The organism is Christiangramia sp. OXR-203 (assembly GCF_034372165.1).
Lineage (GTDB): Bacteria > Bacteroidota > Bacteroidia > Flavobacteriales > Flavobacteriaceae > Christiangramia.
Genome location: NZ_CP139698.1, coordinates 2661326 through 2683590 on the forward strand (window position 1 = coordinate 2661326; position 22265 = coordinate 2683590).

Consider the following 22265-nt stretch of genomic DNA (forward strand, 5'->3'; position numbering starts at 1 on the left):
TCAAATCATAAAAAAGGCTGCCATCTGGCAGCCTTTTTTTTTAAGTAAGATCTTCCAAAGCCTTGGAAAGATTGGAGTATTTAAATTTGTATCCATGTTCTTCGATCTTCTTACAACTTACCAACTGACTGGAAAGTACGATCTGTGACATTTCACCTAACATGGTTTTAAGTACCAACTTCGGAACATTTGGGAGCCACAACGGCTTATTGAGTTGATCGGCTAACTGCTTGGTCATTTCCTTATTTGTTACCGGATTTGGGGCAACCGCATTATAAACTCCTGTAAGCTCTCTTTCTATAGCATGAAGAAAAATACCGGCGAGGTCATCGAGATGAATCCAGCTCTGCCATTGTTTACCACTTCCCAAAGGAGCTCCGACATTCATTTCTATAGGTTTCCTAACCTTCTCAAGCATTCCGCCTTTTTCTGAAAGCACAAGTCCAACGCGAATTTTTGCTACGTCTATTCCAAGGTTACTAAACCTGTCTGCTGCTGCTTCCCATTTCTTCACTACCGTGCCAACAAAATTATCTGCAAGAACTTCGTCATCCTCGAAGTATAATTTTTCAAGGGAGTCCGGATATTTACCAATAGCGCTGGCAGAAATAAAATTTTCTACCTGGTGTTCATTATTTTTCAGGGTGTCATATAGCAATGCTGCAGTTTCGGTTCTGCTTTTAATGATAGTTTCTTTATATTCTGAAGTCCATTTTTCAGCGATACTGGCACCCGCAAGGTGAATAATCGTTGAAACACCATCAAGGCATTCTTTTTCTATTTCTTCAGACTTTGGATCCCAGTAAAAACCTTTGTAGTCTTCCCTTTTCTCGATCTTCGATTTACTGGTGGTTAGATAATGTACTATCATGCCACTCTCTCTGCATAAATCGCTCAACCTGGAACCAATCATTCCAGTAGCTCCTGTAATAAGTACTTTCATCTCTTTTTTGAAGAAATATACGACACACTAAAGGCAGGTGTAGCACAATTCTACAGGTTTAACGAGAATGCAGTTATAGTTTAACAGCTCTTAACATTTCACGCTTGCCTGGAGGGCCTGGTAATTTTTCTACCTCAAAACCAGCAGAAATCATGGCTCTCCGAACACTCCCTTTCGCAGCATAGGTTACAAGGACACCATTAGACCTTAAAGCTTTATACATCGAATTGAAAATATCCTCTCCCCAGAGCTCTGGTTGAACTCTCGCACCAAAAGCGTCAAAATATACCAGGTCAAACTGATTGGTCATATCGAGTTCCTGAAATGTCAGCTTATTCTTCAATAATGAAAATTTTTCGGTAATGGGTGCTGAAATTTCCCAGGGAACGGAATGTAGTTTATTGAATTGGTCTTCAGCTGAAGTAGCGTCGGCCGCCTCTGGATAATTAAGCATTTCAATTTCTGAAGTAATTACAGGATATGCTTCTACTCCTGTATAATTTATCTCAATATCATTACGATTGGATTCTAAAAGAGTTAGAAAAGCATTAAGACCGGTCCCAAAACCAATCTCAAGAATTTCCAGTGGTCTCTTTGAATTTGATTCCAACCAGTGATGTAATCCCATTTTAAGAAAAACGTGCCTGGCTTCCTGAATAGCACCATGTTTGGAGTGGTATTGTTCATCCCATTCCGGCAAATGTATGGTCACGGAACCATCGCTGGTTTTAATGATCTTTCTTTCCAAATTATTTTTTTATTAAAACACCATCAGCTGTAAAACCAAATTTTTTCACAGGTTCGCGAATCGCCATTACCTCATCAATAGATTTGCCCGCATCCTCAGCGTAATGACGTTGCTCCTCTACACTTGTTTCTTCAATAAATGCCTTACCACGAACAATCACATCTTTACCCATAGCATCCTTTGGAACAAAGAAGCCATAATTTTCAAATTTCACCATTACATCATCCACTCCGGGTAATTCCAGAACCATCCAGCAGCCTTTACTCTGACAGACACTATTAATTTTGGTATCAAATTTCACATTGATAGTGTCTCCCCCTCGCAAACTTTCATATTTTTCCAGCATAACTGATGAGGAGAAAGTGCCTTTAGGACTAATTTCCTGGCCATATGATTCATAATTAGCTTCAACATTATCTTCTAATACAGCTTCAGCTTCATCATTATGTTTTTTTCGATCACAGGATAAGAGACAAAAAAAAGCAAGAATAAATGCAAATTTTTTCATGATTATATATCTAAACAAAGGTTAGTCTTCAAATTTACCAAAACTTTAGATTTTCGTTCTGCTAATATTTCGGTAAATTTGCGCAATAATACACCAACTACTAAACACCAACTAATGATAGAGATACAAAAGACTACCGAATCTAAAATAGACAAGACTAATTTTGATGATCTAGCTTTCGGACAGGTTTTCTCAGATCATATGATGGAATGTGATTATAAAAATGGTGCGTGGCAAAAACCTATCATCAGACCTTATGGACCTTTATCTTTAGAGCCTTCAGCGCGTGTGTTTCACTATGGACAGGCTGTATTCGAGGGAATGAAAGCTTATAAGGATAAAGATGACCGTATCTGGCTTTTCAGACCAGAGCAAAATTTTGAGAGGATCAATAAATCCAGTGCGCGAATGGCAATTCCTGAGTTTCCGAAGGATTATTTCTTTGAGGCGCTGGAAGAACTATTGAAGTTAGATAAAGACTGGATTAAGAAAGGCTTTGGAAATAGTTTATATCTAAGACCGTTCGTGATTGCTACAGAGGCAGGTGTATCAGCTTCCGCAGCAAAAGAATATAAATTTATGATTATTTGTTCTCCAGCACAGGCTTATTACAGCGGAGAAGTGAGAGTGAAATTTTCAGAAAAGTATAGTAGAGCTGCAGACGGTGGAGTCGGATTTGCTAAGGCTGCCGGTAATTACGGAGCACAGTTCTATCCTACCAATCTTGCAAAGGAAGAAGGTTTCCAGCAGATCATCTGGACCGATGCTAATTCTCATGAATATCTTGAAGAGGCCGGCACAATGAACATTTTCTTTAGAATTGGAAACAAGCTGGTAACTGCACCAACAAACGACCGTATTCTTGACGGGGTGACTAGAAAGAGTGTTCTAAAACTTGCGGAAGAAAATAATATTGAAGTTGAAGTACGCAGAGTTAGCGTTCAGGAGATCGTTGAAGCTGCCAGAAAAGGAGAATTAAAAGAAATGTTTGGATCTGGAACGGCAACTGTGATTAATCCTATTGCTGGCTTCGGCTATAAAGAAGAAAAGTTCGAATTACCAAAGATGGATGATTCTTATGCCAGTTTTTTCAAGGACACACTTATGAAAATTCAGTATAACGAGGCTGAAGATCTTTACAACTGGACTTACGAGGTAAAATAAGATTCCTCTAAATAGTAATGATATATGATCCCGGAAGTTCTCTTTCGGGATTTTCATTTATCAAGGATCTTACTTATTTCAGGTTTAAAGTAATTACTCCCTTTCAGGACCTTTCCATCCTCTCTATAAACTGGCTCACCATTGTCATCCAGTTTACTCATATTACTTCGCTGTATCTCTTCAAAAACTTCTTCAATCTTATGCTGCATACCATGTTCGAGAATTGTACCACACAATATATAGAGCATATCCCCAAGAGCGTCTGCTACCTCAACAAGATCTCCGCTATTTGCTGCCTCCAGATACTCCTCGTTCTCTTCCTTCATTAGGTGATAACGCAACAGGTTCTTTGCCTTTCCAAGATTGGCCTCTGGCTTCTGTTTAACGCCAAGACCAAATGCAGAATGAAACTCTTCCACAGCAGCAATAGCTTTCTTCATGATTAGAATGTATAAAAAGTTTAACTTTGCTGAAAAATTAACTAAATGTTTTCTACCGGACAACTTATATTCGCTGCCTTTTTCGTGGTAGCATTTATCATCGTTATGATCATTAGTTACCGAAAGGATCTGAAACTGCATAAAAAATACTATAAAGGAAGTCTGATGGTACTATTAGCCTTCATAGCTTTTATTGTCATTTTATTTATAATCAAGACACAGCTGAATCATTGATTCTTGCAACCACTCCAAAATAATTATATTAGTCCCCAATAATCCCAGTCATCATGAAAATTCTTAAATACCTGTTTTTCCTACTTTTAATCATATTCATTGGAGCGTCCATTTATATCGCAACCAAGGATGGAAGTTACCAGGTACAGGAACAGCGCATGATCGCAGGTCCGCAAGAAGTTCTTTATGATGAGGTAAATGACCTTACTACCTGGAAAGAATGGGAACCATGGTCGAATGGTGCTGAAGACATGATCATCAACTACGGTGATAAGACCATTGGCGAGGGTGCGAATTACGAATGGAGTAGTGAGGAAATGGGTGATGGTTCGCTGGTTACCACGAAAGCCAACCCTCATGGTAGCATTGAGCAACAGGTTACCTTCAAAACAACTTTTGGGCAAAGCACCAGTGATATCTCCTGGTCTTTTGAAAAACAAAATGACAGTATCTTAACTACCTGGACTTTAAAAGGTGATCAAACTTTTCTTGAAAAAGCAGCATTTTTGTTTGAAGATGAAAGTATGACTCAGCGATTACAGCCGGTATTCAAACAAGGAATGGATAATCTTGAAGAGCAGATAAGAAAGGAGATCGAAAGTTATACGATCAATGTGGACGGAGTAACGCAACACGGTGGAGGTTATTATCTTTATATCACTACTGCGAGCCGACTTTCCCAAATTGCGGGTAAAATGGAGGATATGACAAACGACGTAAGCAACTTCATGAACTCTAATAATATTGAAATGACTGGCAAACCTTTTATTCTCTTCAATGAAAGAAATGAAGATAGAGGAACCGCCATTTATTCAGCAGCGTACTTTACTCCAAGTGAGGTGATCACTCCTCAGGATAGCCAGGTACTGAACGGTTTTATGCCTAATCAAAAAACATTGAAAACCACCCTAAAAGGTGATTATGAATATCTACAGGAAGCTTGGGATGCGGCTTACCTATATATTCAGGAGAATGACCTGGCAATTATGGAAGATGCTGAGTTATTCCAGGTACATGTTACCGGACCAAGGGACAATGCGAATCCAGCCGAATGGATTACTCATTTATACATTCCTCTGGGAGAAAAAGAAACAGTATTAGATGATTAAAAACCTGCTACTCGTCTTTCTTGGTGGTGGTTTAGGATCCAGTCTGCGATATTTGATAAGCAAGTATTTAAATGACGGAGGTGTTATTCCCCAGGGAACTCTAGTAGTTAATGTTCTGGGTAGTTTTTTGCTAGGGCTTGCCCTTGGATGGCTTACTAAGCAGGATATGCTTAATCATCCATTATACTTTCTTATAGCCATTGGTTTTTGTGGTGGTTTCACCACCTTCAGCACCTTTTCGTTCGAAAATTTCAATATGATAAAATCTGGTGATTATATTTCATTCTCTATATACTTTTTAAGTAGTATCGTACTGGGAATTATCGCCATATTTCTCGGAATTATGCTTTCCAGACTTTTTTAAGCGATTTTCAGATACATATATTTCGATTTTAAACATTTTATTTATACACCCCTAAATTTATAGGGGTGTTTTCTATTTATATCATAAAAGTTGACTTGCTAGTTATATTTTAACAGGGTCTGTTAAAGTTTTTAATAACTTTAAACCTCTCTTAATCAACATTTATGAAAAAAATTGAAGCAATTATTCGCAAGTCTGAGTTTGACAAGACCAAAGCAGCCCTGCACTCAATTGGAGTTACGTTTTTTAGCTACTGGGATGTTACCGGAGTTGGAAATGAAAAGGTAGGTCATGTTTATCGTGGTGTATCGTACAGCACCGCAGATATTCAACGAAGATACCTGTCTATCGTGGTCACAGACAGTTTCTTGGACAAAACCATAGAAACATTAATGGACGCTGCTTATACCGGCAGCGTTGGAGATGGAAAGATCTTCGTGTCCACAATAGATGAAGCCTACCGAATAAGAACCAAGGAAAAAGGTTCCGAATCACTCAAGTAAAAACTACAATTTCAACAGTAACTTATTATGGAAGGAATATTAACTATCAATAACGTATGGATGATGATCTGTACGGCACTCGTTTTCTTTATGCACATGGGCTTTGCTCTTTTAGAGATTGGTCTTACCAGGCAAAAGAATACGATTAACATATTATTTAAGAACCTGTTTATTATCACTGTAGGCCTGTTACTCTATTGCCTGCTTGGATTCAATTTGATGTATCCGGGAGAGTTCAATGGATATTTTGGTTTCGCAGGCTTTGGACTGGATAGTCCTCTTGCCGATGGAAGTCTAGATCTGGCCTACAGTGAAGGCTATACTTACTGGACAGATTTCCTATTTCAGGGAATGTTTGCAGCGACAGCAGCAACTATCGTTTCTGGTGCTGTAGCCGAAAGGATCAAACTAAACAGTTTTATGGTCTTTGTAATTCTCTATGTGGGAATTGTATATCCAATAGCCGGATCCTGGAAATGGGGTGGCGGATTCCTTGATGAAATGGGATTCTATGATTTTGCTGGTTCAACTCTTGTTCACTCTGTTGGTGGGTGGGCAGCTCTCGTTGCAATTTACCTTTTAGGAGCAAGAATTGGAAAATTCAAAGATGGTAAAATTGGAGCTTTTCCTGGTCATTCCATGCCTTTTGCCACTGCAGGAGTTTTGATCTTATGGTTAGGATGGTTTGGATTTAATGGAGGTTCAGTACTTTCTGCAGATCCAGAACTAACCTCATTAACCCTGGTAACAACCTGTCTTGCAGCAGCAGCAGGTGGAGTAGCCTCCTTTATATTCTCCAGCATCCTTTATAAGAACTACGATATCACTATGTTTTTAAATGGTATTCTGGGTGGATTGGTAGGAATCACTGCCGGTGCAGACCAGATGTCCCCAACAGATGCAATTCTTATTGGTGCGATCGCAGGTGTTATTATTGTAATGGGAGTCGCGTTTGTTGACAAATTGAAACTGGACGATCCTGTAGGTGCCGTAGCCGTTCATTTGATCTGCGGAATATGGGGAACCCTTGCCGTAGGTATCTTCGGAAATATGGCGGGTATTGATCAGTTCATCACTCAACTTATTGGTGTTGGAGCTTATGCCGCTTTCTGTATAGTGACTTCATTTATCATATTCTATATTCTGAAGGTTACTCTTGGGCTAAGAGTTTCAGCAAAAGAAGAAACTGAAGGTCTGGACATCCATGAACATGGAATGGATGCCTATCCAGATTTCGGACTTAATCAGAAATAACAGCTAAAAATAGAAACGGAGCGTTCCTCCAAACGCTCCGCTATATAATTGCTAAACTTTAAAATACATTAAGTAATACCGTCGCTAAACGAATACACTAACAATGTTTTAATCTTAAAATTATGCATGCAATTACATTTTCAAAATTAATAAAAATCTTCATTGTACCATGCCTCTTATTCTTCTCATTTAGCTTGCAGGCTCAGGAAAATGAAACAGAAGAAGCCTCAACATTTAGTATAAGCGGAAGTGTTGATGCCTATTTCAGAACAAATTTTAATGGGCTCAACCAATCTGAAGAGATCGTAGGTGGTGACGCCGTAACTCTAGATCCTGCCGCTCCCGCGACTTCCTTTGCCAATGATCCCGGTTTTGCCATTGGAATGGCAAATGTGATACTGGGCTACGAAAATGATAAAGTCGGCTTTGTTGCAGATCTGGTATTTGGACCCCGAGGTGAAGATGCTGTATTTCTATCCCAGGGTTCTGCCCAAATTGTGAATCAGTTATACGCCTACTATAAAGTGAATAACGCACTAAAATTCACTTTAGGAAACTGGAACACTTATCTTGGTTACGAGGTAATTTCACCGGTAGCAAATTTCAATTATTCTACCTCTTATATGTTCTCCTACGGACCTTTCTCTCACACTGGGATCAAAGCCGACTTTAGCTTTGACGATAACTGGACCGGGATGCTGGCCATCATGAATCCTACTGACTATACAGAATACAACCCTATCGGGAAATATAGTTTTGGAGGGCAATTAGGTTACAGTAAAGACGGTGGAAGTGCCTTTCTAAATCTTCTCTATGGAGAGCAATCACTTTCAGATGACAGTCTATTTCAAATAGATCTAACCACGGGATGGGATCTAACCGACAGCTTCTACCTTGGATTGAATACTACTTACCAGGATACTGATGGTGCAGGCTTCTATGGTGCAGCAATCTACCCGCAACTTTCACTTACATCCAATTTTGGTCTTGGCTTAAGAGCTGAGTACTTTAAAGAACTGGAAGACGGAGGTGTTGTTTATGGAGCAGACACCAGTATTACTGCTTTCACGCTAACCGGAAGTTACCAGACCGGCGGACTCATCATAAAACCTGAATTGCGTCTGGATAGCGTTTCTGATGATTTCCCGGCATTTCTGGATCGGGACCTACAACCAAATAGTAATCTGGCTTCCTTTCTTGTCGCTGCTATTTATGCATTCTAGTTTTTAGTAAACTTTTTAACGCCGGCCGGTATTGCTGTTTCCAAATGATTCTCCTTAGGAGGAATGGGACAAGAATACCGGCCGCTGTATGCACAATAAGGATTGTATGCCCTATTAAAATCAATAGTTACTCTCTTCTCTTCAGGAATACTGAAGTCTAAATATCTCCCTCCATCATAAGTAGAAATTCCGTTGGTCTCATCTGTAAATGGCAGGAACAAATAATCGAAATATTCTGGATCTGATCTAAGATTTTGATTTTGATATAGATTCAGCATAAATTCTTTTCCCTTTAGTTCAAAATAAAGCTCTCCATATTTCACATAGGTTGAAGTTCTGGAAGTGCTTGTCTGCATTTCAAAAGGAGATTCCGATGGAGTTCTAACAAATTCTGCTTCAACGATATAGGCAGTATCGATTGTGAAAAATTCCAGCCCATCAAAATTTTCCAGGTCTTCCTTTTCCAGTGGAGATTCTTCGGGATCTCTAAAATCTTCATTCATTTGCACTCGATACTCTTCCGAAGCTTTTACAGCTTCCGGCATTTGTGCATGTAACAAAGAGGATATGCAAAGAATAAGGATAAAAAAGATATTTCTGAGTGAAGACATGTGATGTATTTAATTCCCAAAATAACCAATATCTACCAGAAAAATTGAACTAATTTTGAGGCTTATCAATTCTATGAAAAAGTTATTTGCATCCTATATCGATTCGTTCTCTGGACTAAGAAAAGAAATCTGGCTACTGGCTTTGATCACCCTGATTAATAGAGCAGGAACTATGGTCATTCCTTTTCTTTCTCTGTATTTAACCAAGAGTCAGGGTTTCAGCCTGGAGCAGGTAGGATGGATACTCACATTCTTTGGGCTGGGATCTGTAACTGGCTCTTTTCTGGGCGGTAAGCTAACAGATATTTTCGGGCATTATAAAACCATGGCTGGTAGTTTGATTGGTAGCTCTGTATTATTCGTTCTACTTCAGTTTCCTCAGGATTTCTGGACGTTCTGCCTTGGAATTTACCTGGTCATGTCTATAGCAGATATCTTCAGACCTGCAGTGTTTGTTGCGATAAGCGCCTATAGCAAACCGCAGAACAGAACAAGATCCCTAACATTAATAAGACTGGCGATAAATCTGGGGTTTTCAGCAGGACCAGCGCTGGGAGGTTTAATTATAGCTACTGCTGGATATGATGGATTATTCTGGGTAGACGGTATTACATGCCTGTTTGCAGGTGTCCTATTGTTAAAACTACTTCATCCTAAGCGTGCTGTAGAAGAACCTGAAGAGGAGATTACCAATACCGCTTCTGCATACCAGGATAAACTGTATTGGGTATTCATAGTAGCACTAATGCTGTTCGGACTGGTATTTATCCAGTATTTCTCTACGGTGCCACTTTACTATTCCGAAGTGCATCAATTGAGCGAACTCGAAATCGGACTTATACTGGGACTGAATGGGTTCTTTATATTCCTGTTTGAAATGCCGCTGATCAAGTACCTGGAAAACCGAAATTTAGGAACGTTGAATTATGTCATATTCGGCGCCTTCCTAACCGCATTAAGTTTTCTGGTCATAAACCTTACCGGTTGGGTAGGTATTATTATTGTTGGAATGCTTCTGGTTACTATTGGAGAAATGATCGCTTTTCCGTTTTCTAACTCTTTTGCTCTTATTAGATCTCAAGGCAAAAAACGTGGCAGTTACATGGCGCTCTATAGTATCGCCTTTTCAGTCAGCCATATTTTTGGACATAACTCCGGAATGCAATTAATCGATAATTTTGGTTACGACTTCACCTGGTACACTATGATGGGGCTCGCCGTTGTATGCATCCTGTTACTTATTCTTCTGAAGAAGTTTCTGGTGAGGGAAGCAGCTTAGTATTTCGATTTTTTGAGATACTTCTGAATGATCGCATTGTATTCTTCAGAGAATTTCAAATCCAGAGTTCCATCGATGGAATACAATCTTTCATAGTCATCGTAACCGGTCTTCAGAAGATCTTCCAGGTACAAAAGAGCCGTTTCAGCATCCCCATCCAAAGAAGCCAGTGATATAATTTTGAAATAGGCTTCAGGGTCTTCTTTGTTGATTGCTGTTCTTAAAACACTTATAAAAATTCTGGCATCAATTCCTGCATTGGATTTCATGATATCATCGAACTGTCGCTTGGAGAGAAAGTCCAGATATCCCTTCAACCTGTAAGCCATATCAACTTTTGCCTTTTCAGAACTATTCTGAAGTTTCTCCAGACCATCCATTTGGTACGCCCACCAACCGATATTTTGAAAGTTTTGCGTCATCACATCTGAAGTTAAAAGGTACTCATACTCTGCCTGTTGTTCGCGCTCATAAGAAACTGCCTGTTTAAAATCTCTTTTCTGAGCCGAATAACCCCTGGTACGCCTTACCTCTTTCATTCGATCTTTCACTTCGTCTTCGTAACCAAATTCTGCATACTTTTCTTTCATTCTCTCCAGGTTTTGATACGCAGAATAGTAATTCCTTGTACGCCTCAGACTTTCCACATAATCCAGTTCCTGCTGGTATAATTTAGAAATGAAATCTTTATCTGCCTGTCTTGTACCATCCTTTACTGCTTGTAGCGTAAAACCGGAAACTGCATTATAGATGACTGCACTGGAAGGCCAATCATTCTCCTTACCGTCAAAATAATAGATTTCCGTTGGGAAATCTCGCTTGTCATAGAATTTAAGATAGCTTTCCATTTCGTACACCATATAATCCTGACTTGCTCCTATTCCAATAAACATATATGGCTCCTGATCATTCACAAATTTTGGATTGACGAATGAGTTATTAATAGCAAGGATTCCAGCCATGTTCCTATTCATCAGAGTAAGGGCAGAGGCGATCTGTGCCCCTTCTGCCATGCCTGCAAAATAGATTTGCTCAGGATCAATTCCTAAAGTTCCTGTTACTACGTTCATCATGGATACTGAGGTATTTATTACACTATCCAGAGACTTAGATTTTAAATCGAGTTCCAGGGCTGCAATTATATACCCCTGATCTTCCGCAGCCGGTCGAAAAAGATTTGCTGTACTAGTCGCCCTTCCTTTTGGATCAAAAATAAAAATAACCGGCCATTTTTTATCCTGAGAATATTGTGAAGGGGTATAAACTGCGAAAGTTTCACCTTTGGATCCAGGAATATTAATGCCTTTAGTAACATTGCCTTTGGCGATTCTCATCTCCTGTCCTACCATTAAAAGAGGGAGTATTAGGAAGAAGATGTACAGTAGAAGTCTTTTCATAGGTGTTCGAATATTGTTAAATATAATAATTGCATCACGAATTATTCCATAAAAAAACCCGTAAGTAATAAACTTACGGGTTGGGGCACTTTGAATGTGTCTTTTATCTCCTTTTTACTGGCTGATATTTCATTTTTGGTTTCTCCGGAAAAAATAATTTCGCCATAAGAGAAATCACCAGTAGGTCTGCAAAAATCAGGAACATTATTCTAACTACTTCAATTCCGGAAAATGATAATCCGGTAAATCCAACTAATCCTGTTACTGCTGCAAGAACTAAAAATAATAGTGCTTTCTTCCTCATGATACTTTTTACTTGTTTTGTTTAATACAAATTTAAGTACGAATCTCATTATATTGTCCTAACAAAATTACAATTGGAATCTTTTTAACTAAGAACCGGGTATTCTCAAATTAAAGTGTTAACAGAAAGAATTGAAAGTCATTATTTTAACAGTTTTTTCTGGCTCGTTTAGATTTGCTGGAAAAACTAAATATTCTTATCGTGGTAGTATTGGCGCATCGTCCACAACTTTGGAAAGTATAATATGAGTTCTGGTTTCCCCATAGGTGATTAATTGATCAATGAGCTTTTCCAGGTGCACCTGATCTTTTAAGATCACCTCCATAATTATATTTTCGTTACCAGTTATACGATAACAATTGAGCACCTCTTTGTAGGTTGGAACGGTTTCTAAAAATGCTTTTAATCTTCCTGTAAATGCGCGCAAAGTAATTACCGCCCTTAGTTGATATCCGGTCTTCTGGTGACTGATATTGACTTTATAGGAATTTATCACCCCCGCATCTTCCATTTTCTTCATTCTCTCAGCAACAGCCGGTGAACTCAACCCCACTTTTCTTCCTATCTCTGAAAACGAAGCTCTCGCATCTATTTGTAATTCCTGCAGGATCGCCCAGTTCAATTTATCAACCATATTTTTAAAGTATTATATAGCTATAAATTTAAATATTAAATATAATTCTATCATTTACATTAACTTTTAAATGCATCTTTGATAAGTCTCTAGTAATTTAGAGGAAAATTTAAACGATGTCATCCTCTTACGACAAGTCCCGACAGCCCAGCGAAGCATTATATTCTAAGGCCCGGGAGATCATGAAGATATCCAAATCTGTATCAGATTATCTTTTGCCTGATGTATCTGGCTTAAATGATCATGGGTTGGAAGATAAGAGCGTTTATTTTACCGGTGATATCATTCGATATTCAGAATCACTTTTGCCGAATATTGCGAGGGCCGAAAATGAATTTTTTCAGGAAAGTAGAAAGCATTATGTGCATGCCGTAAGTCTGCTTACCGAACGTTTAAATAAGCATTGCGAACACCTTGAACTTGCTAATAGCAACGGAACAGATTTCGTACGGCTTCTACGGAAAGAAATTCAGAAGTTTAGAAAATTACAAAGCGTCTGGCGACTATCCTTATAAAGTTAGAAAACAAAAAAATCCCGGTTTCCCGGGATTTTTTTAATATCTGAAATAATTCAGTATTTACATATTTCTACGATACTGTCCACCCACCTCAAACAATGCATGAGTGATCTGTCCTAGCGAACAAACTTTCGTTGCCTCCATTAATTCCTCGAAAAGGTTCTGATTGGTAACTGCTGCTTTTTGTATTCTTTCCAGCATTTCTTCAGCAGAATCCTCTTTAGCCTTATGTAAAGTTTCCAGAGTTTTGATCTGGTGTTCTTTTTCCTCTTCCGTAGCACGAATAACTTCACCCGGTGTTACCGTAGGAGAACCTGTAGAACTCAGGAAAGTATTAACTCCGATAATTGGGTAGTCTCCATTGTGCTTTAAAGTTTCATAGTACAGGCTTTCTTCCTGTATCTTTCCTCGCTGATACATAGTTTCCATAGCACCAAGCACTCCGCCACGTTCTGTGATTCGATCAAACTCAGTAAGCACAGCTTCTTCCACCAGGTTGGTCAATTCTTCGATAATGAACGATCCCTGGATAGGATTCTCATTCTTAGCAAGCCCTAACTCCTTATTGATAATTAATTGTATAGCCATCGCTCTTCTTACTGAAGCTTCAGTAGGCGTGGTGATCGCTTCATCATAAGCATTGGTGTGCAATGAATTACAGTTATCGTAGATCGCATACAATGCCTGAAGGGTAGTTCTAATATCATTAAAATCAATTTCCTGCGCATGTAAAGACCTTCCTGAAGTTTGTATATGATACTTCAACATTTGAGCTCTGGAATTGGCTCCATACTTATGTTTTAAGGCTTTGGACCAGATTCTTCTGGCAACCCTACCAATCACTGCATATTCCGGATCTACGCCGTTAGAGAAGAAGAACGAAAGGTTTGGACCAAATTTATTGATATCCATTCCCCTGCTTAAATAATATTCAACATACGTAAATCCATTTGCCAGGGTAAATGCCAATTGGGTTATTGGATTCGCACCAGCTTCAGCAATATGATATCCGGAAATAGAGACAGAATAGAAATTTCTAACCTTCTCTTCAATGAAATATTCCTGAACATCACCCATTAATCGTAGCGCAAATTCAGTAGAAAAAATACAAGTATTCTGAGCCTGATCTTCCTTTAAAATATCTGCCTGAACGGTTCCTCTAACTACAGCTATAGTTTCAGCCTTGATCTTAGCATACACATCTTCTGGTAAAACCTGGTCACCGGTTAATCCCAGCAGCATCAAGCCAAGTCCGTCATTTCCTTCTGGAAGGTCCCCACGGTATTGTGGTCTGTCAATACCAGCATCGTCATACAGCTCCTTCAGTTTTGCTTCTACTTTGTCTTCAAGACCATTCTCTTTGATGTACTTTTCACAATTCTGATCGATCGCGGCGTTCATGAAAAACCCAAGTAACATTGGAGCAGGACCATTAATGGTCATACTCACAGAGGTCATCGCATCTGCAAGATCAAATCCAGAGTAAAGCTTTTTCGCATCATCAAGACAACATATAGATACTCCGGAATTACCAATCTTACCATAAATATCTGGTCGGTGATCTGGATCATTTCCGTAGAGCGTAACCGAATCAAAAGCGGTAGACAGTCGTTTAGCCGGTAATCCCTGGCTTACGTAATGAAATCTTCTATTGGTTCTCTCCGGTCCACCTTCACCGGCAAACATTCTCGTTGGATCTTCACCAGTGCGCTTGAACGGGTAAAGTCCGGCAGTATAAGGAAATTCTCCAGGAACATTTTCCTGAAGACACCATCCTAGAATATCGCCCCAGGCTTTATATTTTGGAAGCGCCACTTTCGGGATCTGCGTATGTGAAAGTGACTCTGTATGAGTATCGATCTTGATCTCTTTATCGCGGACTTTAAAGCTATACACAGGTTCCGTATACTTATTCACTTTATCGTTCCACGCAAGAATCATCTCCCAGTTGTAGGGATCCAGATCCATCTTTACTTTATCGAATTCAGCAAAAAGCAATTTTAAAAATTCGGACTGATCTTCTTCTGAAACTTCTATGATCCCATCCTGATCGATTCCGTTTTTATCAAGGTATTTGGTTTGATCTTTACCAAACTCGGTTTTTATATTAGCAACGGTTTCGATGGTTTTATAGATTCCGTAGAGACGCTGAGCAACTTCAGTTTGAGTAGCAGCTGTTTCATCATAACCACGGTTATTTTCAGCAATTTCTGAAAGATAGCGAGTACGTTTTGGCGGAATCACGAATATTTTCTCGCTCATTTCTTCTGAAATTTCAAAAGTAGAGCTCATCCCTGAATTTGTTTTCTCCTCTACAGCGTCCATAAGACTTCTGTAAAGCGTATTCATTCCAGGATCATTGAATTGAGAAGCGATGGTACCAAACACCGGAAGTTTCTCAGCATCTTCATGCCACAACTGGTGGTTTCTCTGGTATTGCTTTTTTACGTCACGCAAAGCATCCTGAGCTCCACGTTTATCGAATTTGTTGATCGCAACCAGATCTGCAAAATCAAGCATATCGATCTTTTCAAGCTGCGTTGCTGCACCAAATTCCGGAGTCATTACATATAATGACACATCTGAATGATCCATGATCTCTGTATCACTCTGCCCAATTCCTGAAGTTTCAAGAATGATAAGTTCATAACTGGCTGCTTTCAGCACATCGACAGCTTCTGCTACATGCTTGGACAATGCCAGGTTCGCCTGCCTTGTAGCAAGTGAACGCATAAAAACTCTAGGATGATTGATACTGTTCATCCTGATACGGTCACCAAGCAATGCACCTCCAGTTTTCTTTTTTGAAGGATCCACAGAAACGATCCCAATATGTTTTTCAGGAAAATCCATTAAAAATCTTCGAACCAGTTCGTCTACCAAACTTGATTTACCAGATCCACCTGTACCGGTAATTCCCAGAACAGGAGTTTTATTAGTGTCAAAATTGTTCTTATCAAAATGTTTCAGGAATTCCTCATGCCTGTTTTCAGCAAGTGAAATAAGACGGGAGATCGTGGTAACTTTTCTGGATTGCAGATTCTCGTTTACCTTGTCTGCTTCTTCAAGATCTGGAACCTGATTATCAACACGCTGGATCATATCATTGATCATCCCCTGCAAGCCCATTTCACGACCATCATCTGGAGCGTAGATCCTGTCTATCCCGTAATCCATCAATTCCTTGATCTCATCTGGAAGGATCACTCCGCCTCCACCGCCGAAGATCTTGATATGTTCTGAACCTTTCTCTTTAAGCAGGTCATACATATATTTGAAGTATTCGGTGTGACCACCCTGGTAAGAAGTCATTGCAATCGCGTGTGCATCTTCCTGAATAGCACAGTTTACCACCTCTTCCACACTTCTATCATGTCCAAGATGGATCACCTCAACTCCAGTAGCCTGGATGATCCTACGCATGATATTAATAGCGGCATCATGACCATCGAACAGCGAGGCTGCGGTTACAATTCTTATTTTATTTTTAGGTTTATAAGGACTTTGTTGCTCCATATTTAATTATATCAAGAATATTGACCTGCAATTTACGAAAATCGCAATGAAAATGAGATTTTAAAATTATTGAAAACTTAAAAAAAGCCACCTTGGGGGAGGTGGCTTTTAAGCAGGAATATGAACTCGTAATATGCTGATGTATGAAAACAGTCTACTAATAATTCAGTACTCATGTTTTATATTAATATGGAAAAGTATTAATCAGGTGATCATAAATCAATCATCATCCGTTCAACATAATTGATCTAAAACTGAAATTAGAAATAAAAATCATTAAATACCTTTAATCTAAAAACCTGTAAATCAGATCTATCTCGCTAAAATACATCAGCAGAAGACATGAACAAAATCGATAGTTTTAATATTATTATAACTTTATGCGATGAAGCGTTAAAATTTTAGCAAGTATATTTGAGCAAATTATTTACCATGAAAAAGTTCCTCGGTCTACTACTAATATTCTCGTTAAGTTCCTGTGCAGAATTACAACAAATCGCAACTCAGATACCTTCAACTTATGGTGTAACAGATTCGGAGATCAATTCCGGACTAAAGCAGGCGCTTCAATTCGGGATAGATAAAGAAGTGACCAGTCTTGCTACTGAAGATGGATTCTTTAAAAATGAACTTGTGCGTATAAGTTTGCCACCTGAATTGCAGAAAGTTGATAAGACTTTAAGAGATGTTGGATTGGATAATCTTGCAGATGAGGGTCTAAAAGTTCTTAACAGAGCCGCTGAAGATGCAGTAGGAGAAGCCATTCCTGTTTTTGCAACTGCGGTGAAAGAAATAAGTTTTGCAGATGCTCGAAATATTCTTTTAGGTGCAGACAACGCAGCAACAAATTATCTTACTTCAAAAACTCAAACACAGCTTTATGACAGGTTCAATCCCATCATCAATAACTCCTTAGAAAAAGTTGGAGCAAATAAAGTTTGGTCTAATCTCATACAAAAATATAATGCCATTCCTCTTACAAGTAAAGTGAATCCAGATCTTACCGATTATGTAACTAATGAAGCTCTTCAAGGAGTTTATCTTATGATTGAGAAAGAGGAAAAGGATATTAGAAATTCTTTGAACTCCAGAACTACAGACCTATTAAAACGTGTTTTTGCCTTACAGGATAGATCCTAGAATTCTTACATAAGATAAATTTTTAACACTTTCACTCTTATATACTTACTATTTTAAATTAAGCTTAACTCAACATTATCAATCTATAAGCTATGTTAGTCTTAGCTTTGTACCGTAGAGAGATGAAGATGGAGTGGAAAGCAATTAAGTATTATATGTTTAGAATTTTCGAAAATAAATCCAAGGAAGAACGTCTTTGTGAGAAGTACAGCAGATTGATGCAACGCGCTTACAAGATCGCTCTTATAGATAAAGAACAAAGTGATAAATTGAATTTTAGGGCCAAAAAGATTCTGGCTGAGCTTAGAAGAATGGATTGTTCAATGGTAGAAACTAGGAGTGAAACTGCCTGAAGTACTTTAAGGCTTTTAAAACACGGCTTCCATACCAGCTGAAGTATTCACCATCCACAAGTGTAACCTTTTCGGAAATTCCTGAGAAGGCTTTTTTATGTTTTTGTTCAAATGGAAAAGGTTCAGAACTCAGGAGAATCTCATCAATTTCCATAGTCCTTAAGGTATCAAGATCTGTTTCAGGGTATCTGTCCAAATTGAAAACATTTATCATCCTATTTAGAGCAAGCATTTCATTGATAAAGGTTCCCTGCCCTGCTACCATCAATGGTTTATTCCAGATAAAATAAGCTACTCTTCTAGGTTTCGAATCAGATACTATTTGCACCAGATCCTGCCGGGAATTCTCGATATTCTGAATCAAAAAATCGGCTTCCTCTCTTTTATCAAACAACTCCCCATACATTCTAATAAGTTGAGCATTATCCTCCAGATTGGCGACGGCTGAGCAATGAACAGGCGCGATTTCAGTTAGAGCTGTTACCATTTCACGGGTATTCTCCTCTTTATTACAAAGTATAATATCAGGTTTTAAATCCCTGACCTTCCTTAAATTCACTTTCTTAGTTCCTCCTAAGCTGGTTTTCTTATTCCTGAGTCCTTCAGGATGCACACAAAAATGGGTGACTCCCACTATAGAATCTTCTAAATCAAGATCTACGAGTAATTCAGTTTGACTTGGAACTAGCGATATTATTCTCTTCGGAATTGAGGTGAGTTCAAAAGATCGGTGGAGTTGATCCTGAAACTGCATATTTCAGAGCTTAGCTAATTCATCCTTCATCTGGATCTGAATAGCTTCAGCTTTTGCACCAGCGATTTCAGCAAAATTGGAAGAATCTGAAGCATAAATAATCTTACGGGAAGAATTTACGAGTAAACCCACGTTAGGAGTAATTCCGTATTTACAAACTTCCTCGAGACTTCCTCCCTGCGCACCAACACCTGGTACCAGCAAAAAGTTATCGGGAATCATCTTTCTAATTTCAGCAAGATAATCCGCTTTGGTAGCTCCCACTACGTACATCAAGTTTTCAGAATTATTCCAGTCTAAGGATGTTTTAATGACCTTTTTGTAAAGTTCTTCACCGTCAATATGCTGGGTCTGAAAGTCATAAGCTCCCTCATTGGAAGTAAGCGCAAGTAATATGGTATGCTTATTATCAAATTCGAGGAATGGTTCTACACTGTCCTTTCCCATATAAGGTGCAACGGTTATAGAATCGAAACCAAGGTCCTCAAAAAAAGCTTTCGCGTACATTCTGGAAGTATTTCCAATATCTCCACGCTTGGCATCAGCGATTGTATACAGCTCTGGGTATTCAGTATGCAGGTATTCGATCGTCTTTCTAAGACTTTTCCATCCACTGGCACCCAACGCTTCATAAAATGCAATATTAGGTTTATAAGCCACGCAAGATTGATGCGTAGCGTCAATTATGGCCTTATTAAAGCTAAATACAGGATCTTTTTCTGAAAGCAGGTAGGTTGGAATTTTGTCTATATCGGTATCCAGTCCCACGCACAAAAATGTTTGCTTTTTGAAAATTTGCTCAGTAAGCTCCTGTGAAGTCATATTAAATTAATTCAGATTTAAAGAATATCAGAATTCTCTTTTAACTTTTCCGTATTCTCTGCCAGCTGCAATTCATCCACGATCTTTTGAATATCGCCATTAATTATATTGGACAGGTCGTAAAGCGTCAGGTTGATACGGTGATCTGTAACCCTACTCTGAGCATAGTTATAGGTACGAATCTTAGCACTACGGTCACCACTGGAAACCATTGAGTTTCTTTTTGCAGCGTCGGCTTCCATTTTTTTAGCAAGCTCCTGCTCATATAATCTGGAACGTAAAACACGGAAAGCTTTTTCCTTATTCTTATGCTGCGATTTTTGATCCTGACATTGAGCTACCAAACCAGTAGGTTCGTGAGTTAAACGTACCGCAGAGTATGTGGTGTTTACTGACTGTCCTCCAGGTCCTGAAGAACAGAAATAATCAATTCTTACATCTTTTGGATCTATTTGAACATCAAATTCTTCAGCTTCTGGCAACACCATAACGGTTGCGGCAGAAGTATGTACTCTGCCCTGAGTTTCGGTTTGAGGAACCCGTTGTACACGATGCACTCCAGCTTCAAATTTCATGGTACCATACACATCTTCTCCGGAAACTTCAAAGATCATTTCTTTAAATCCTCCACTGGTACCTTCACTATAATCCACGATATTATGCTTCCAGCCCCTACTTTCGACATATTTAGTATACATACGATATAGATCTCCAGCGAAAATGCTGGCTTCATCACCACCAGTACCACCTCGAATCTCTACGACCACGTTCTTAGAATCTTCCGGATCTTTTGGGATGAGCATCATTCTTATCTTATCCTCTAGCGCAGGAAGTTGATTTTTTGCTTCCTCCATTTGAAGTTTCGCCATTTCTGTCATTTCAGCATCGCTACCATCAGATATGATCTCTTCAGCTTCCGAAATGTTTTCAGTAAGACTTATATACTTCTCGCGTTCATCCATCAATGCCCGAAGATCTTTATATTCTTTATTCAATTCGATATACCGCTTCTGGTCTGATATAACATCCGGCTGAATGATCAAATCATTCACCTCATCAAACCTCTGCTTTACGATATTAAGTCTTTCAATCATATATTCCTGCTGAATTTAGGCTAGCAAATTTACGATAATTTGGTTGAAATCATATAAAAGCTTTAAAGCCTTTCCATTTCCAATAATGGTTCATGATTTCTACTGAAAGTAGCAAATTTAACCAGTGAAACCATACCAATAATATAGAAAAATCTATCAGGATAATAAAATTCGAAGAATTCCAGATAATAAGCTATAAATGACATTATATCTGAAAACACCAAACATAAAGCTCCTGCAGTAAAGAAAAAAGCAGTAGTATCAGAATATATATTACTATAGGATATCGCGGCGAGAACTAAAGTAATCATGGCACTTCCGTAGATATAAAACAGGAAATTCAGGTAGGAATAATCATATTTTTCAGGAATCATATCTACTAAAACATATAACATTCCAATATTCAGTGAAAAAACCAATGCAAATACAACTTTCTGAATAATGCTCATTTTTAAATCTTTAATCTCGGGCAGGATGACCACTACAAAAGAAATGTATGCGGTGATACGTAATAGAAATGTAGCTGAATTGACATATGTGTTTTCGTAATTCAGTAAAAGAACATCAGAGGCTAGAAGTAATAGTATTGCGGCAAGAAGCAGTTTTTCAGATCTCTGTTTCCAAATTAATGCTAGAAAAAGGAGAAAAGTACTAATTAATCTACTCCATCTAATCATTTCCAGATCATACTCAAAAATTATGAATGCATTTGCTAGTACTAAAATACCGGCTACAATTGGAAGAAAATTTTTAGAAAACATCTTTGGTTATTTTTTTGAGAGGTATTTACGAATCTTAGGGAATCCTGGATTTAAATTACGGTTTTAAGTTACTAAATTTCCGTTACAGACTCGTCCTCTTTTTTTTGAATCCATTTTTTCACAAAGACAACCAGCAGTGCGACTCCTATTATATTAACAATCCTGTCTGCATAATAAAACACCTTAAAATCTAAATAGTACGCATTATAGAATGTTAGGTCAGACAATACTAGGCATATTGAAATAACCACTAATAAGAAACCCTTAGTGTCCGCGTATCTGTTCAAATAAGATATGCAGGTTGAAACTAAGGCCAGGGATACTAACCCAAGGGTGTAAAACAGTATGGTAAAAATAATATCATTTTTGTAGCCCGGGATATATGTTGCCATATCATGCAACATATAGACATCCAATGCAACTATAAAACCAGTGATTATAAATGCAATCAAGTTTAACCGAAGACGTGAAAGGTAAGGATACAGAAAATTGATAATGGTCAGATATGCCAATATACGAACAACATATATAATATTTCGAACTATAGAATTCTCATAAAATATTAATAGTCCGTCACATAGTGTTAACAAAG

At 38.4% G+C, this 22265-nt stretch carries 24 protein-coding genes; 11 read left to right on the plus strand and 13 right to left on the minus strand.

Annotated features, from left to right (window positions below; all coding sequences use genetic code 11):
* Positions 1 to 40: 40 nt before the first annotated feature.
* From T8I65_RS12305 to T8I65_RS12315, 3 genes are all read right to left on the minus strand, one after another.
* Complete coding sequence (locus T8I65_RS12305) at positions 41 to 943, minus strand: TIGR01777 family oxidoreductase (RefSeq protein ID WP_322300885.1); 903 nt, start codon at positions 941 to 943, stop codon at positions 41 to 43.
* Positions 944 to 1016: 73 nt separating this feature from the next.
* Entirely contained in the window at positions 1017 to 1691 is a 675-nt protein-coding gene (gene mnmD / locus T8I65_RS12310; RefSeq protein WP_322300886.1) for a tRNA (5-methylaminomethyl-2-thiouridine)(34)-methyltransferase MnmD, read from the minus strand.
* A 1-nt stretch (position 1692) separates the two neighbouring features.
* A complete protein-coding gene (locus T8I65_RS12315; protein WP_322300887.1) occupies positions 1693 to 2199 on the minus strand; it encodes a DUF4920 domain-containing protein in 507 nt (168 codons plus the stop codon).
* A gap of 114 nt (positions 2200 to 2313) precedes the next feature.
* Between T8I65_RS12315 and T8I65_RS12320 the strand changes: the two genes are divergently transcribed.
* The gene (locus T8I65_RS12320) at positions 2314 to 3363 is read left to right on the plus strand and encodes a branched-chain amino acid aminotransferase (protein WP_322300888.1); all 1050 of its coding nucleotides are present in this window, start codon (positions 2314 to 2316) and stop codon (positions 3361 to 3363) included.
* A 53-nt stretch (positions 3364 to 3416) separates the two neighbouring features.
* On the opposite strand, the gene T8I65_RS12325 is transcribed toward T8I65_RS12320, so the two are convergent.
* On the minus strand, positions 3417 to 3803 hold the full coding sequence (locus T8I65_RS12325) for a nucleoside triphosphate pyrophosphohydrolase family protein (RefSeq protein ID WP_322300889.1): 387 nt from the start codon (positions 3801 to 3803) through the stop codon (positions 3417 to 3419).
* Between the two features lie 45 nt (positions 3804 to 3848).
* Between T8I65_RS12325 and T8I65_RS12330 the strand changes: the two genes are divergently transcribed.
* The 6 genes from T8I65_RS12330 (at position 3849) to T8I65_RS12355 (ending at position 8490) form a co-directional block, all read left to right on the plus strand.
* Positions 3849 to 4037 carry a DUF3810 domain-containing protein gene (locus T8I65_RS12330; protein ID WP_141878476.1) on the plus strand — a complete coding sequence of 63 codons (189 nt, stop codon included), beginning with the start codon at positions 3849 to 3851 and terminating at the stop codon, positions 4035 to 4037.
* A gap of 53 nt (positions 4038 to 4090) precedes the next feature.
* Positions 4091 to 5146, plus strand: coding sequence for an SRPBCC family protein (locus tag T8I65_RS12335; RefSeq protein ID WP_322300890.1), 1056 nt, complete (start codon positions 4091 to 4093; stop codon positions 5144 to 5146).
* A complete protein-coding gene (gene crcB, locus T8I65_RS12340; protein WP_322300891.1) occupies positions 5139 to 5510 on the plus strand; it encodes a fluoride efflux transporter CrcB in 372 nt (123 codons plus the stop codon). The genes T8I65_RS12335 and crcB overlap by 8 nt, the downstream gene beginning before the upstream one ends.
* A gap of 164 nt (positions 5511 to 5674) precedes the next feature.
* A complete protein-coding gene (locus tag T8I65_RS12345) occupies positions 5675 to 6013 on the plus strand; it encodes a P-II family nitrogen regulator (protein WP_322300892.1) in 339 nt (112 codons plus the stop codon).
* A gap of 27 nt (positions 6014 to 6040) precedes the next feature.
* Positions 6041 to 7267, plus strand: a complete 1227-nt coding sequence (locus T8I65_RS12350) for an ammonium transporter (protein ID WP_322300893.1) — start codon at positions 6041 to 6043, stop codon at positions 7265 to 7267.
* Between the two features lie 122 nt (positions 7268 to 7389).
* Positions 7390 to 8490, plus strand: a complete 1101-nt coding sequence (locus T8I65_RS12355) for a porin (RefSeq protein ID WP_322300894.1) — start codon at positions 7390 to 7392, stop codon at positions 8488 to 8490.
* Here the strand turns inward: T8I65_RS12355 and T8I65_RS12360 are convergent.
* On the minus strand, positions 8487 to 9101 hold the full coding sequence (locus T8I65_RS12360) for a DUF1684 domain-containing protein (RefSeq protein WP_322300895.1): 615 nt from the start codon (positions 9099 to 9101) through the stop codon (positions 8487 to 8489). The two genes, T8I65_RS12355 and T8I65_RS12360, sit on opposite strands and share 4 nt — an antisense overlap.
* 73 nt (positions 9102 to 9174) lie before the next feature.
* Between T8I65_RS12360 and T8I65_RS12365 the strand changes: the two genes are divergently transcribed.
* On the plus strand, positions 9175 to 10380 hold the full coding sequence (locus T8I65_RS12365) for an MFS transporter (protein WP_322300896.1): 1206 nt from the start codon (positions 9175 to 9177) through the stop codon (positions 10378 to 10380).
* On the opposite strand, the gene T8I65_RS12370 is transcribed toward T8I65_RS12365, so the two are convergent.
* From T8I65_RS12370 to T8I65_RS12380, 3 genes are all read right to left on the minus strand, one after another.
* Positions 10377 to 11777 carry a hypothetical protein gene (locus tag T8I65_RS12370; RefSeq protein WP_322300897.1) on the minus strand — a complete coding sequence of 467 codons (1401 nt, stop codon included), beginning with the start codon at positions 11775 to 11777 and terminating at the stop codon, positions 10377 to 10379. The two genes, T8I65_RS12365 and T8I65_RS12370, sit on opposite strands and share 4 nt — an antisense overlap.
* Positions 11778 to 11880: 103 nt before the next feature.
* The gene (locus T8I65_RS12375; RefSeq protein ID WP_026914415.1) at positions 11881 to 12081 is read right to left on the minus strand and encodes a DUF1328 domain-containing protein; all 201 of its coding nucleotides are present in this window, start codon (positions 12079 to 12081) and stop codon (positions 11881 to 11883) included.
* Positions 12082 to 12277: 196 nt separating this feature from the next.
* Complete coding sequence (locus T8I65_RS12380; RefSeq protein ID WP_322300898.1) at positions 12278 to 12715, minus strand: Lrp/AsnC family transcriptional regulator; 438 nt, start codon at positions 12713 to 12715, stop codon at positions 12278 to 12280.
* A 116-nt stretch (positions 12716 to 12831) separates the two neighbouring features.
* Here T8I65_RS12380 and T8I65_RS12385 point away from each other — a divergent pair, with 116 nt between their 5' ends.
* Positions 12832 to 13230, plus strand: a complete 399-nt coding sequence (locus T8I65_RS12385) for a hypothetical protein (protein ID WP_322300899.1) — start codon at positions 12832 to 12834, stop codon at positions 13228 to 13230.
* Positions 13231 to 13293: 63 nt separating this feature from the next.
* On the opposite strand, the gene T8I65_RS12390 is transcribed toward T8I65_RS12385, so the two are convergent.
* Positions 13294 to 16749, minus strand: coding sequence for a methylmalonyl-CoA mutase family protein (locus T8I65_RS12390; protein WP_322300900.1), 3456 nt, complete (start codon positions 16747 to 16749; stop codon positions 13294 to 13296).
* 432 nt (positions 16750 to 17181) lie between these two features.
* Here T8I65_RS12390 and T8I65_RS12395 point away from each other — a divergent pair, with 432 nt between their 5' ends.
* Positions 17182 to 17889, plus strand: a complete 708-nt coding sequence (locus T8I65_RS12395; protein WP_322300901.1) for a DUF4197 domain-containing protein — start codon at positions 17182 to 17184, stop codon at positions 17887 to 17889.
* 92 nt (positions 17890 to 17981) lie between these two features.
* Positions 17982 to 18242 (plus strand): Lacal_2735 family protein, encoded by a 261-nt coding sequence (locus T8I65_RS12400; RefSeq protein WP_322300902.1) that lies wholly within the window; start codon positions 17982 to 17984, stop codon positions 18240 to 18242.
* Here T8I65_RS12400 and T8I65_RS12405 read toward each other — a convergent pair.
* From T8I65_RS12405 to T8I65_RS12420, 4 genes are all read right to left on the minus strand, one after another.
* Positions 18223 to 18996, minus strand: coding sequence for a helical backbone metal receptor (locus T8I65_RS12405; RefSeq protein ID WP_322300903.1), 774 nt, complete (start codon positions 18994 to 18996; stop codon positions 18223 to 18225). The two genes, T8I65_RS12400 and T8I65_RS12405, sit on opposite strands and share 20 nt — an antisense overlap.
* Before the next feature lie 3 nt (positions 18997 to 18999).
* Positions 19000 to 19818: an orotidine-5'-phosphate decarboxylase gene (gene pyrF / locus T8I65_RS12410; RefSeq protein ID WP_322300904.1), complete on the minus strand. Its 819-nt coding sequence runs from the start codon at positions 19816 to 19818 to the stop codon at positions 19000 to 19002.
* 17 nt (positions 19819 to 19835) lie between these two features.
* A complete protein-coding gene (prfA, locus tag T8I65_RS12415; protein ID WP_322300905.1) occupies positions 19836 to 20912 on the minus strand; it encodes a peptide chain release factor 1 in 1077 nt (358 codons plus the stop codon).
* 62 nt (positions 20913 to 20974) lie between these two features.
* A complete protein-coding gene (locus T8I65_RS12420; protein ID WP_322300906.1) occupies positions 20975 to 21673 on the minus strand; it encodes a lysoplasmalogenase family protein in 699 nt (232 codons plus the stop codon).
* Positions 21674 to 22265 lie beyond the last annotated feature (592 nt).